The 12657-nt window shown below is 63.4% G+C and carries 9 protein-coding genes; 2 read left to right on the top strand and 7 right to left on the bottom strand.

Going from position 1 to position 12657, the window contains the following annotated elements; genetic code table 11:
• Window positions 1-11 precede the first annotated feature (11 nt).
• Entirely contained in the window at window positions 12-2108 is a 2097-nt protein-coding gene (locus O9320_10515; protein ID MCZ8311278.1) for a hydantoinase/oxoprolinase family protein, read from the top strand.
• Window positions 2105-3892 carry a hydantoinase B/oxoprolinase family protein gene (locus O9320_10510; protein MCZ8311277.1) on the top strand — a complete coding sequence of 596 codons (1788 nt, stop codon included), beginning with the start codon at window positions 2105-2107 and terminating at the stop codon, window positions 3890-3892. The genes O9320_10515 and O9320_10510 overlap by 4 nt, the downstream gene beginning before the upstream one ends.
• Window positions 3893-4086: 194 nt before the next feature.
• Here the strand turns inward: O9320_10510 and O9320_10505 are convergent, their stop codons facing one another.
• Genes O9320_10505 through O9320_10475 form a run of 7 tightly spaced genes read right to left on the bottom strand, consistent with a single transcriptional unit; the run spans window position 4087 to window position 12655 of the window.
• Window positions 4087-5154, bottom strand: a complete 1068-nt coding sequence (locus tag O9320_10505; protein ID MCZ8311276.1) for an NAD(P)-dependent oxidoreductase — start codon at window positions 5152-5154, stop codon at window positions 4087-4089.
• Window positions 5155-5161: 7 nt separating this feature from the next.
• On the bottom strand, window positions 5162-6352 hold the full coding sequence (locus O9320_10500; GenBank protein ID MCZ8311275.1) for a mandelate racemase/muconate lactonizing enzyme family protein: 1191 nt from the start codon (window positions 6350-6352) through the stop codon (window positions 5162-5164).
• Window positions 6337-7611, bottom strand: a complete 1275-nt coding sequence (locus O9320_10495) for a TRAP transporter large permease (protein ID MCZ8311274.1) — start codon at window positions 7609-7611, stop codon at window positions 6337-6339. Before O9320_10495 ends, O9320_10500 begins: the two co-directional genes overlap by 16 nt.
• On the bottom strand, window positions 7608-8108 hold the full coding sequence (locus O9320_10490) for a TRAP transporter small permease (protein ID MCZ8311273.1): 501 nt from the start codon (window positions 8106-8108) through the stop codon (window positions 7608-7610). The genes O9320_10495 and O9320_10490 overlap by 4 nt, the downstream gene beginning before the upstream one ends.
• Window positions 8109-8151: 43 nt before the next feature.
• Window positions 8152-9171, bottom strand: a complete 1020-nt coding sequence (locus O9320_10485; protein MCZ8311272.1) for a TRAP transporter substrate-binding protein — start codon at window positions 9169-9171, stop codon at window positions 8152-8154.
• Complete coding sequence (locus O9320_10480; protein MCZ8311271.1) at window positions 9168-10235, bottom strand: C-terminal binding protein; 1068 nt, start codon at window positions 10233-10235, stop codon at window positions 9168-9170. Before O9320_10480 ends, O9320_10485 begins: the two co-directional genes overlap by 4 nt.
• Window positions 10236-10243: 8 nt before the next feature.
• Window positions 10244-12655 (bottom strand): thiamine pyrophosphate-dependent enzyme, encoded by a 2412-nt coding sequence (locus O9320_10475; protein MCZ8311270.1) that lies wholly within the window; start codon window positions 12653-12655, stop codon window positions 10244-10246.
• Window positions 12656-12657 lie beyond the last annotated feature (2 nt).

The following is a 12657-nucleotide window of genomic DNA, read 5'->3' as shown; positions in this document are numbered from 1 at the left end:
GGCAACAAACGATGCAGATTGAATCGACGGCGGTATTCCGGCTGGGTATCGACATCGGCGGCACCTTCACCGACATCGTCGCGACGGATGCCGCAGGCCGCGTGCTTACGAAGAAGGTTTCGTCCACGCCGCGCGACTACGGCCTGGGCATATCCGTGGGCGTCGGCGAGCTGATGCGCGACCACGGCATTCGCCCCGAACAGATCATCGAGGTCGTGCATGCGACGACGGTTGCGACCAACGCCGTGCTCGAAGGCAAAGGGGCCGCCACAGCCCTCATCACGACCGAAGGCTTCCGCGACGTGCTCGAATTCCGTCGCGTACGCGTGCCGGAGCTCTACAATCTCGACTACGTCAAACCCAAACCGCTTGTGCCGCGGCGGCTTCGCTTCGAAGTGCGCGAACGCTTGGGACCGCTCGGCGAAGTGCGCATTCCGCTGGCCGACGAAACGGCGGTGGAAGCCGCACAGCGCATCGCGGCTGCAGGTGCCAGATCCGTTGCGATCTGCCTTCTGCACGCCTACGCAAACGGCGCCCACGAACGGCGCGTGCGCGACATTGCCAAGGAAATTCTCGGCCCCGAAATCTTCCTCACCTGCTCGCACGAGATTCTGCCTGAAATCCGCGAATACGAACGAACCAGCACGACGGTCGTGAACGCGTTTCTGGGTCCAGTCATGGACTCGTATCTGCGCGGCCTTCGAGACAGGCTCTTCGCCCTCGACATACGATGCCCGCTTCATGTGCTGACATCCGGCGGCGGCCAGATGAGCGTGGCAGCCGCCATGCGCAAACCCGCCTATCTCGTCGAATCCGGCCCTGCGGCCGGCGTCATTGCCGTTGCGCGCATCGCCAAACAAGCGAATCTGCCCAACGTCATCACACTTGACATGGGCGGGACCACCGCAAAGACCGCGATCGTCGAGAACGGCGAGCCGATCAAGACGGCGGAATACGAAGTCGGTGCCGGAATAAATCTCTCGAGCAAACTCGTCAAAGGAGCCGGCTATGCGATCAAGCTGCCCTTTATCGACGTGTCGGAAATCGGTGCGGGCGGCGGCAGCCTTATCCATTTCGACAAAGGCGGACTACTGAAAGTCGGCCCCGAAAGTGCGGGATCGGAACCGGGCCCGGTTTGTTATGGGCGCGGCGGCAAACAGGCGACGCTGACCGATGCCCTCCTCGTGCTCGGCTACATCAATCCGCAAGCGCTTGTCGGCGGCAATCTGGCGCTCGATGCGGCGCAGGCATCGGGCGTTTTCGCACGCGACGTTGCCGATCGGCTCGGCCGACCCGCCGCCGAAGCCGCGCACGGCATCCTTGCGGTCTCGGTCGCCAACATGGTGCGGTCGGTCAAATCGGTATCCACCTATCGCGGCCGAGATCCGCGCGGCTACACGCTGGTCGCGTTCGGCGGAAACGGGCCGATCGTCGCCGCGGCGATCGCGCGCGACATCGGCATTCGCCGCATCCTCGTTCCGCCGAGCCCCGGCGTTCTGAGCGCCTTCGGGTTGCTGGTCGCCGAGAACGAATACGAATTCGTCCGCTCCTGCCCAGGCGAACTCGATGCGCTCGACGCGACCGCGCTGAATGCAAAAATGCTCGAACTCGAGAGGGAAGCGCGCGCGGCCCTTGCCGGCGACGGTTTCGATCCCGCAACCGTCGGCGTGCGCTTCTTCGCCGATCTACGCTATACGGGCCAGGCATTCGAGTTGACGGTTCCGGTCGATCACGGCGCAAGCCCCGACCTTGCGAAGCTTGGCGCGGCTTTCCACGACGAGCATCTGCGCACCTTCGCGCATCATGCGCCCGGCGAAGCCGTCGAAATGGTGAGTTTGCGCATCGTCGCCCGCGTGCCGCGCCCGGCTTTGGCGCACTTCACCCACGCAGCCGATCTTGCAGCGCCGCCTCCACGCACGCGTGACGTCTATTTCGGACCCACGTTCGGCATTTGCACCACACCTGTATTGCGCCGCGACGAGTTGGGGCAAACCGCGCGCAGCGGGCCGATGATCGTCGAAGAATACGATGCGACCTGCGTGGTGCCGCCCGACTGCAAGGCGCATGTCGACGGCGGCGGCAATCTCGTTCTGGAGATCGGCGCATGAAGACGGCACAAACGATCGACCCGATCACCCTCGAAGTGATCCAGAGTGCGCTTAGCTCCATTGCCGACGAACTGGCGCTCGTGATCATGCGCGCCGCCTACTCGAACATCGTGCGCGATTCGATGGACTATTCGACGGCCGTCTGCGACCACGAAGGGCGCACGGTGGCCCAAGGCCTCACAACGCCCGTCCACCTCGGATCGTTTCCCGACGCGATGCGGAATCTGGCGGAACAGTATGCGGGCCAGATTGCGCCCGGCGATATCTTCATTTTCAACGACCCCTACGGCGCCGGGGGCATGCATCTGCCCGATTTTTACATAATCAAACCGGTCTTCGTCGGCGGCGAACTGGCAGGCTATGTCGCAACGCTCGCGCACCAATGCGACATCGGCGGCATTGCACCCGGCGGTATGGCCGTGTTCGCCAAAGAGATCTACCAGGAGGGGCTTCGCATCCCGATCCTGAAGCTTTTCGAAGCGGGCAAACCCAACAACGCGATCTTCCGCCTGATCGAAAAAAATACACGCCTGCCGAGATTCGTGATGGGCGACGTACGCGCGCAGATCGCCGCCTGCAACAACGGCGAAAAAGCACTCTTGGAACTCATCGGCCGCTACGGCCTTGCCGACTATCGCCGCTATACCGAGGAACTGCACAACTACGCCGAACGCCTGATCCGCGCCGAGATCGCCGCCCTGCCCGACGGCTGCTACCATTTCGAGGACTATCTCGACGGTCTCGGCGAGCACCCGGAGCGGATCAAATTTCACGCCGCACTGACCATCGCCGGCGACACGGTCCACATCGACTGGACCGGCACGTCGGCGCAGGTTGCAGCGGCGATCAACGGGCCGATGCCGACGACGAATGCAATGTGCTATCTCGCAGTGCGATGCGCGTTAGGCGCAGCAATACCCAATTGCGAAGGCTACATGCGCGCGATCAAGGTGACGGCACCACTCGGCTCGATCGTAAATCCACGCGAACCCGCCGCCTGCGGCGCGCGCGGGATCATCTGCTTTCGCATGTTCGACACGCTGCTGGGCGCCTTCGCCCAGATTTTGCCGGGCCGTATTCCGGCCGCCAACGAAGGCGGCTCGTCGGCCCCGCATATCGCAGGACGGCACAACAACAAGCCGTTCATCGTGTCCGGCGGTTTGATGGGATGCTGGGGCGGGAGCGCCCAGCGCGACGGACAGGAAGGCATTTCGAATCCCGGCGCCAATCTCGGCAACACACCTATCGAGATGCTGGAGGCGCGCCATCCTGTCGAGATCACGCACTATTCGTTCGTCGAAAACTCGGGCGGGCCCGGTCGCCATCGCGGCGGGGCAGCCTTGTCGCGCGGCTATAGGCTGCTCGCGGAGGGCGCCGTGCTGATCATGCGCTCCGACCGCCGCGCCGTTCCGCCTTACGGTCTCGACGGCGGGCTTCCAGGCACGCCCTCCTGGAACATCATCAATCCCGGTCCCGGCCAACGCATCCTTCCGGCTTGCCCGATGGAAGGTGTGGCGATGAATAAGGGCGACGTGTTCGTCCATATCCAAGCCGGTGCCGGCGGCTTCGGCGACCCGGCCGAACGCGATCCAGCTGCAGTACATGCCGACGTTCTGAACGGCTTGATCACCGCGTCCTACGCGGCCGACGTTTACGGCGTGGTCGTCGTACCCGACGGGATCGACCATACCGCAACCGCAAAACGCCGATCGTCGCTTGCCGCAGCGGACATCAAGTCGAGCTATCTCCGGCACTTTCTCGGATCGTCGGGCCTCAGTACCTAAACGCCAATCGATATCGCAAACCCGATAGGCCACATCGCCTGCCATCACCGCACCTGACGCAGGCGCACACATTGCCGCAGTGGATGTCGGTGAAGACTTTTGGCGCGCGCCGTCGCGCTTCGGAAACCGACATTGGGATCTGAAACATGCGACGTTGCGCGCCCAAAGCGACGTCACCGAGACTTTGTAGCGGCCTACGCGCGGACGCTTGCCACCGGCAAGACTTGCATCAACCGCGCGCGTTTGGCTTGGAACTGCGCCGAGTGGAAAACCAAAGGGTTTTGGCATGCGGAAGGCAGCACGCCGCCGACGAATGCGGCAAGTTCGCGCGCGACCGCAGCAAGAACATCGGCGCGCAGCTCGTAAGTGTCGCAAATCGCGTGCGGCGACGGCACGACATTGTCGAGACGCGCAAGAGCGTTATCGGCCGCAAAAGGCTGCGGATCGAACACGTCGAGACCGGCCGCGGCAATACGACGTTCGCCCAGCACTTGCGCAAGTGCTTGCTGATCGACGATCGGCCCACGACCGACATTGACGAGAACACTGTCGCGCCGCATTAACCCGAGCTCGCGCGCGCCGAGCATGCCGCGCGTCTCGTCCGTCAGCGGTGCGCAGATCGCAACGAAATGGCTCTCCTGCAGCAGGCGATCGAGCTCGATTGCCTCGGCGCCCATGCGCTTCGCGCGGTCGTGTGTCAGACGCGGCGAATAGGCAAGACAGCGCATGCCGAAAGGAGCCACGAGGCGCACGAGTTCAGCGCCAATGCGGCCCGGTCCGATCACGCCGAGCGTCTTGCCGTAGATTTCGCGGCCGCGATGGTACTGGCGGTCGTCCCAACGGCCCTCGCGCGTCAGCCGGTCCATGGCAACGACGTGACGCGAGGCGGCAAGCATCAACGCCAGCGCCCCAGCGGCTGTCCCTTGCGTCAACGCATCGGGAACGTTGAACAGGAGAATGCCATGGCGGGTGAGCGCTTCGACGTCGATCTTGTCGATACCCACACCTGCGCGCGCGACCACCGTCAATGTCGCAGCCGCAGGTGCAACCGATGCTTCGGGCAGGTACTGGCCGAGCATCAACAACACGTCTGCGTTCGCAAGGGCTAAGGCCGGAACGGCCTCTGTCTGAGGGGCCGCGGGCAACAGCGACAGATCGAACCGGCCTGTGTCGAACACGCCGAAGCCGAGATCGAGCGGCGCATCGCGGCCGATCGTGTGCAGATAGTCGCCGCTCGCAACAATGCGCAACGCGCGGCGCATTGCCGACTCAGAACCGGGTCGCCCAGCCGCTGCGGAACAGCGGCAGGAACGCGTCGCGGTCGAACGGATGAGCGAGCGCCACCTCCGGCCGGAACTCGCCGACGCCGAGGCCCGGCCGCTCAGGGATGTCGTAATGCCCGTCCACCGGTCGGGGTGCGTGGTCGAGCAGATCGAAACGCATCAGCACGTCGTATTCGCAGAAACTCTCCTGCATCACAATGTTCGACGTACACGCATCGAGTTGGATTGCGGCCGCAGTCGCGACGGGTCCGAACGGATTGTGAAACGAAACCGGGATATAGGCCGCATCCGCAATCGCGGCGATCTTTTTGCCTTCGAGAATGCCGCCGACATGAATGAGGTCGGGCTGCAGCACGTCGATCTCGTTGCTGGCGAGCAGCGACTGCAGCAGATAGCGGCTGGTGCAGCGCTCGCCGGTTGCCAGACGCTGCGGGATGGCACGCCCGACGGCGGCCAGCGCGCCGTGATTTTCCGGGTCGACCGGCTCTTCCATCCAATAGAGCCCGAACGGTTCGAGCTTGCGGCATACGTCGATCGCGGCGCCCACGCTGAAACGCCCGTGGGCATCGATCAGCATATCGACGTCGGGTCCGACGCCCTGGCGCACGGCAGCCACGAGATCGAGCGCCTTGCGGATCTCAGCGGCGGAAGGATCGCGCCCGCTGTCGCCGAACGGATCGAATTTAAGGCCGCGATATCCCTTCGCCGCGACGGCAGCGGCGGCTTTCTCCATCTCGGCCGGAGAGCTTGCCTGGCCGTACCAAGCGTTGGCGTATGCCGGGAGACGTTCGTACATGCGCCCGCCGAGCAAATCGTAGATTGGCCGGTCGAGTGCTTTTCCGACAATGTCCCACATCGCCGTCTCGATAGCGGCAATGGCACTGTTGAGGATGGGACCATGCATGAATTCATTACGCTGAATGTCGGTGGACAACCGCTCAATGGAAAACGCCGAAGCGCCAATCGCGTAGCGGTGCGCAAGCTGATCGATGGCTGCCGCAACGGCCTGCGGCTGGTATTCGAGCGACCCCTCCCCGACCCCGCAGATCCCGTCGTCGGTCTCGACATGGGCGAAGACGCAATTGCGCCACCGCATGCCCACGACATAGCTGGTGATACGCACAATGCGGCAGGCGCGCCGCGTGGCGGGCGTCTCGAGATTCAACCCCGCAGCCATCGCGGCAGCCCCGTCGATAGGATCGGAAAAAATACGAGCACCAGGATGAGGCCGATTTGGGCGTAGAAGAACCAGCGCAGCTCATGCCACAGCTGACGCAGCGTGATGTTGCCGATCTTGCAGGCCACGAACAGGCAGATGCCGACCGGCGGCGAAATGAGGCCGAGGGTGCAGCTGACGATCATGACAATCGAGAAATGAATGTCGTCGATGCCCATCTCGCGCGACACGGGCAGCAGAAAAGGTGCGAGCAGCAGCAGCGCCGGGCCTGCGTCGAGGGCGAGACCGATCAATAGAAACGATACGACGCAGGCGATCAGGAAAAGCTGCGGCTGACCTGCAAAGGCTTTGGCAAGTCCCGCCGTCCATTCGCCGATCCCGGCCATGATCAACACATAGTTGACGATCTCGACGGTTGCGATCAGCAAAAACAGCGTGGCCGTCAGCCGGGCCGCATTGCGCATTGCCTCCATCGTCGAGGCGAAATCGAGGCTGCGGAACACGAACACCCCGAGGAACATCGCGTAGATGACGGCGATGCCGCCCGCCTCGGTCGGCGTGAACGCGCCGGACAGCGTGCCGACCACGATGAAGGCGGGCAGGCTCATCACAAGCGAGCCGTCACGCGCGAGGCGCGGCAAGTCCGAACGCTTGATCTCGACATTCGATATCGGCAGGCCACCCTTTAGGCCGCGCACGAAAACCACGAGACCGCACGCAACGCCCAACAGCAGCCCCGGCACGATGCCGGCCAAGAATAGATTGAGCACCGAGATGTCGGCGACGGCCGCGTACAACACCATAATCACCGACGGCGGAATGATCGGCCCGATCACCGAGGCGGCTGTCACGACAGCGGCGGCGAAAGCTTTGCTGTAACCCTCGCGCGGCATCGAGTTGATGAATATTTGACCAAGGGCCGCGATGTCGGCGACGGCGGTACCGGAAATGCCCGAAAACAACACGGCCGCGAAGATCGCGGCGTAGGCAGTACCGCCGCGCACGCGTCCGACCAGAGCGCGCGAGAGATCGATGAGACGCGCCGAAATGCCACCGCGATTCATGATCTCGCCGGCGAGGATGTAGAAGGGTGCCGCCAGCAGCACGAAACTGTCGAGGCCCGCGAACATTCTCGACGCGATGTTGAGAAGCGAGGAACTGTCGAGGAGAAGAGCCACGACCGACGCAAGACCGAACGCGAACGCGACCGGCATGCCAGCGAACAGAAGAACGGTCAACGTCACCAGAATAGGCGTCATGCGCGGCGCCTCGACAGCAGGCAGTCGGCAGCTTTAGTTACGTGAACGATCGTCAGAAGAATGCCGCCGAGTGCAATGGCGCCGTACACGTAGATCATCGGCACGCCGCTGGTGGGTGCGGTCTGCGTGCCGTTGAGCGTGCAATAGATCCAGCCCTGCCAAGCCAGAACCACGGCAAAGACCGTGTTAAGCACATGCAGAAAAAAGCGATGCGCCGATTGGAAAATAGCGCCGCCGAATTCGGCGAACAGATTCATGTCGAGATGCTCGTCGTGCCAGCTTGCTGCGGTGGAACCGAGAAACGTGATCCAAATCGCAAGATACCGGATCGATTCTTCGCTCCAGGAAATCGAATCGTTCATGACGTAGCGCATGAACACGCTTGCGCCGTTGACGACAACGAGCGCCAGCAACAGCCAACCCGTGACGTGGTCGCAGAGTGCCGCCAGCTTTCCCACTGCGTTGCGCAGCATGTCCATGCGGTTCGCCTTTCCCATGGCGGCCGAGCCCCTTGGGAGCCCGGCCGCCGCAGCGTTCGCTTCAGAAATTATAGACGCGCTTCTTGGTCTCCTCGACCGCGACGAGAAGGCGGTCGATCAGCTCCTTGTTGGTCTGGGACGCGATAAACTCGATGACTGCAGGTTGGCTCGTCTTGCGGAAGGCTTCCTTCTCCGACGGCGAGTTGACATAGACGCGCACGCCCGCCTGGCGGATCTTTTCGATACCCTGGAGGTTGTCCATTGCCTTGCGCGAGTTGGCCACTTCCGTATGCATGCGCGCGCCGTCGATCAGGATCTGCTTGTTGTCTTCGGAAAGGCTGTTGAAGACTCGGTCGTTGATGACGACCAGATGCATGCCGAAGATATGTTCGTTGACGCTCATGAATTTCTGGACTTCGTAGAGCTTGCCGTCCCACACGGTCGAGGCGGCGTTTTCCTGGCCGTCGACGACATTCTGCTTCAGTGCAGGGATAAGTTCCGGGAACGAAATCGGCGTTGCCGAAGCGCCGAAAGCGCGCATGAAGTTGACGTAGACCTGGCTTTGCATCGTGCGCATCTTGAGGCCCCTGAGGTCGTCGGGGTTCTTGATTTCGCGCACGTTGTTGGTGAGGTTGCGAAAGCCGTTTTCGGAAAGCGTCAGGGTACGAATGCCGGTCGACTTGCGCATGTCTTCCGTCATTTCGCGCATGAACGGACCTTGCATGAACTCCCAAGCGACAGGCGACGACGGGAAGAGATAGGGAATCTGGAAGACCTGCATCGGCTTGTGGAACGAGCCGAGGACCGAATCGTCGGTCAGCGCCATTTCAAGAGTGCCGTTCTTGACCTGCTCGGTCACCTGCAGGCTGCCGCCGAGCGTGTTGAAAAACAGGCGAATTTCAAGTTGCCCCTTGCTCTTGAACTCGACGTATTCTTTCAGCGCTTTCATGCCGAGGATTTCGCCGCCCTGGCTGTCGGGGGCGCCAATGGCAAAGCGTAGCGTCGTTTTCTGCTGGGCGTCGGCACCGTGGGCGAGGCCGACGGCAAAGAGTGCTGCGAGCGCAAGCGTTGTCGTTTTCATGGCGTTTCTCCTCTGCGGGTTCCGGCTTTGGCAGCCGTTTTTTGGATCTTCGGCGTCTTGAGGTAAGGGGCGTTGACGCAGTTTGCACTCGAACCAGTCTCGAGATGGGAAAGAACCGTCTCGAGCGAAAACGAGCGCATATCGACGAGCGAGGCAGGACTGTAGAAGGCAGCATGCGGACTGAGGGTGAGACGGCCGTCGAGCCAGGCTTCGCGCGCGGTCCATGCACGGATCAATCGGCTCGCCGGGTCGGCAGGTTCGACCGGCAAAACGTCGAGCCCGGCAGCGGCAATGCGGCCGCTGCGCAATGCATCGTAAAGCGCATCGAGATCGACGATAGCGCCGCGCGCTGTATTGACGAGGACGAGGCCTTTCTTGGCGCGCGCGAGCGCGGCTTTGCCGATCAATCCGACCGTCTCGGGTGAGGCAGGTGCATGCACGCTGACGACGTCGCTTGTGGCCATCAAATCGCCGAGCGTCTTGGTGCGGCGTGCACCCACCGAGATCTCGATACCGGCAGACGCAAACGGATCGTAGAACGCGATGTCCATCCCGAAGCTGCGCGCGCGCAAGGCAGCCGCGAGCCCGATGCGACCGAGCCCGACGACGCCGAACGTAGCGCCGCGCAACCGCCGCACGACGGGTGCTTTGGCGTGGTGCCAGTTGGCGACGGGGTCGATGCGCAGCAAGTCGTGATAACTCGCCGTACCGCGCGTCAATGCCAGCATCAACGCGATCGCGTGGTCGGCCACTTCGGAGGTGCCGTAGTCGGGCACGTTGTAGACCGCCACGCCGCGCTTGCCCCAAGCAGCAATGTCGATGCAATCGAATCCCACACCCGAGCGCAGCACGGCGCGCACTTTTGGCCAATCGGCCGGGCGCCCTCCGATCCCGGTTCCGGCCGGGTAGTGGATCACGGCATCCGCACGGCTGCGAATTGCCGCCGGAATCGGCGCTTTTGCGGCCGCACCAACCGGCTGCACGTAGAGTTCGCAGCGCCCGCGCGCCAGCCGCTGTTCGAGCCGGTCGTCGGGATGCGTGAATTGGCTGAGGACGACGAGCATGGCTGCCTCTATCCGATTGCCGAGATGGTTTGGCCCATTTTGACGACGTCGCCTGCGCGCGCGAGATGCGGCCCCATCGTGCCGGCGGCAGGCGCTTCGATTTCGACCACGGCCTTGTCGGTCTCGACTTCCGCGATCACGGCATTGGCTGCAACGGGTTCGCCCGGCTGGACCAGCCAACGCACCAAGCGCCCCTCGCTGACCGTAAGATCGCCGAACGGCATTTTGACCGGCGTGCCGTCGATCTTGGCTTCGGGTGCTGCGGCGACTGCTGGCGGCTTTGTGGTTGCGATCGGACGTTCGACGGGTGCCGCAATGCCGACGGCAATGCGGCCATGGCGACGAATGGGATCGGCGTGCCCGGCGATCGTGCGGCGGATCGCGGCGACGATCGCCTCGGTACCGACCAGCATCGCGCGTTCGAGAGCGGGCGCAAACGGGTGTGGCACCGGCTCGGTATGCAACCGTGCGACCGGGCCGTCGAGCGAATCGAAAGCGAGTTCGTTGATCGACTGCGCAAGCTCGGCGCCGACGCCGAACATTGCGTAGGCTTCGTCCACGACCAGCAGCCGATGCGTCTTGCGCACGCTCGCGGCGACAGTGTCGACGTCGAGCGGCTGGATCGTGCGCAGATCGACGATTTCGACCGAAATGCCTTCTGCCGCCAGAATCTCGGCGGCTTCGAGCGCGCGATGCACGAGCTGGCCTGCACTCGCAAGCGTGATGTCGCTGCCTTCGCGCGCAATGCGCGCCAAGCCGAACGGCACGTAGTGTTCGCCTTTCGGCACCGGGCCCTTGCTCGCGAACAGCGCCTTGGTTTCGAGCATCAGCACGGGATCGCCGGCATTGAGTGCGGTTTTCATCAACCCTTTGGCATCGGCGGGTGTGGAAGGCAGGCACACGATCAAGCCCGGGATATGCGCCCAGGATGGATGGTAAGTACCGCTATGGTGCGGGCCTGCAGAGCGCACGGCGCCGGAGCCAACGCGCACCACCATCGGCGCGTGGACCATGCCGTTCGACATGTAGCGCAGTTTGGCCGCTTGAAGTGCGATCTGGCCTGCCGCTTCGAACAGAAAATCCGCGAACATCAAATCGGCGATAGTGCGCACGCCGGTGGCCGAAGCCCCCAACGCCGCCCCGGTGAAACCGAGTTCGGAGATCGGCGTGTCGACCATGCGGCCGGCACCGAACTCCTGCCACAGATTCTTGGTGTGCGCGAAAGTTCCGCCGCGCTCGCCCGTGCCTTCGCCGAAATAGACGATGTTGCGGTTGCAACGCATCTCTTCGGCAATGCCGTCGCGCACGGCGTCGAGCCAACCAGTTTCGACCGTCTCGCCGGGTGCACGCGAAACGCTTGCCACAGCCGGATTGATCGGATCCGCGAAGGTGTGAAGAAAGACGGTCGCGGGATCCGGTTCGGCCGAACGGCGCGCGAATTCGATCGCGACCTCGACCTCGCGGTCGATCTTTTCGTCGATCTGGTCGAGCGTGCGGCCCGTGACGATCGCGTAGTCTTCCACGATGCGGCGGCGGAAGGTCTTAACCGGGCACCGCTCGGTCCATTCGTCGACCTCGCGCTGCGTGCGGTAGGTGCCGGTCAAGTGGTCGCCCTCGTGGTGGCCGACGGTGCGATAGGTCTTGGCCTCGATCAGCGTCGGCCCCCCGCCCCCGCGCGCGCGTTCGATCGCGCGGTTGGCGGCCTGCCACACGGCAACCACATCGTTGCCGTCGACCGCAATGCCCGGAATGCCGTACGCAGCCGCCCGCGTCGCGATCTCGGGGTTTTTGGTGACATTGCTGAGAGCCGTCGCGGTTGCGTAGAGATTGTTCTCGCACACGAACACGACCGGTGCGTCGAATGCGCCGGCAAGATTGATTGCCTCGTGGAACGCCGCATGGTTGGTCGCCCCGTCGCCGAAGAAGGCGACAGCAACGCCGCGCGTGCGCCGATGGCGTGCGCTGAAGGCGGCCCCGACAGCCGAGGGAAGGCCGCCGCCGACTAGTCCATTGGTACCGAACAGCCCAACCGACGGGTCGTAAAGATGCATGGTACCGCCGCGACCGCCGCAGCAACCGTCGCGCTTGCCGTAGAGTTCGGCCATCAGGATTTTCGGGTCCATGCCTTTGGCAAGCGCGTGGCCATGGCCGCGATGCGTAGAAGTGATCCAGTCTGTCGGCTCCAGATGCGCGCAGATGCCGACGGCGGTCGCTTCCTCGCCGATATAGAGATGCAGGAACCCCGGTGTTTCGCCGGCACGGCACGCGATCTGGGCGGCCAGTTCGAATTTCCGCAGCAGCACCATCTGCCGATAGAGCTCGATCATCGCATTGGCGTCGAGCCCCTCGGGAAGCGGCAGGCGATTTGAGGCTTTAGCGGCAAGTTCGGGACGCGGAGACGCTGGCAGGGCTTGCGGCATGG

This window comes from Magnetospirillum sp. (assembly GCA_027532905.1).
Lineage (GTDB): Bacteria > Pseudomonadota > Alphaproteobacteria > CACIAM-22H2 > CACIAM-22H2 > Tagaea.
Note: the sequence above shows the minus strand (reverse complement) of the source record. Positions and strands in the feature narration are given on the sequence as shown.

Excerpts from the sequence above, each read along its gene's own strand:
- O9320_10480 (MCZ8311271.1), bottom strand. The coding sequence starts at position 10,235 with ATGCTCGTCGTCCTCAGCCAATTCACGCATCCCGACGACCGGCTCGAA.
- O9320_10495 (MCZ8311274.1), bottom strand. The coding sequence starts at position 7,611 with ATGACGCCTATTCTGGTGACGTTGACCGTTCTTCTGTTCGCTGGCATG.
- O9320_10485 (MCZ8311272.1), bottom strand. The coding sequence starts at position 9,171 with ATGAAAACGACAACGCTTGCGCTCGCAGCACTCTTTGCCGTCGGCCTC.
- O9320_10500 (MCZ8311275.1), bottom strand. The coding sequence starts at position 6,352 with ATGGCTGCGGGGTTGAATCTCGAGACGCCCGCCACGCGGCGCGCCTGC.
- O9320_10510 (MCZ8311277.1), top strand. The coding sequence starts at position 2,105 with ATGAAGACGGCACAAACGATCGACCCGATCACCCTCGAAGTGATCCAG.
- O9320_10490 (MCZ8311273.1), bottom strand. The coding sequence starts at position 8,108 with ATGGGAAAGGCGAACCGCATGGACATGCTGCGCAACGCAGTGGGAAAG.
- O9320_10475 (MCZ8311270.1), bottom strand. The coding sequence starts at position 12,655 with ATGCCGCAAGCCCTGCCAGCGTCTCCGCGTCCCGAACTTGCCGCTAAA.
- O9320_10505 (MCZ8311276.1), bottom strand. The coding sequence starts at position 5,154 with ATGCGCCGCGCGTTGCGCATTGTTGCGAGCGGCGACTATCTGCACACG.
- O9320_10515 (MCZ8311278.1), top strand. The coding sequence starts at position 12 with ATGCAGATTGAATCGACGGCGGTATTCCGGCTGGGTATCGACATCGGC.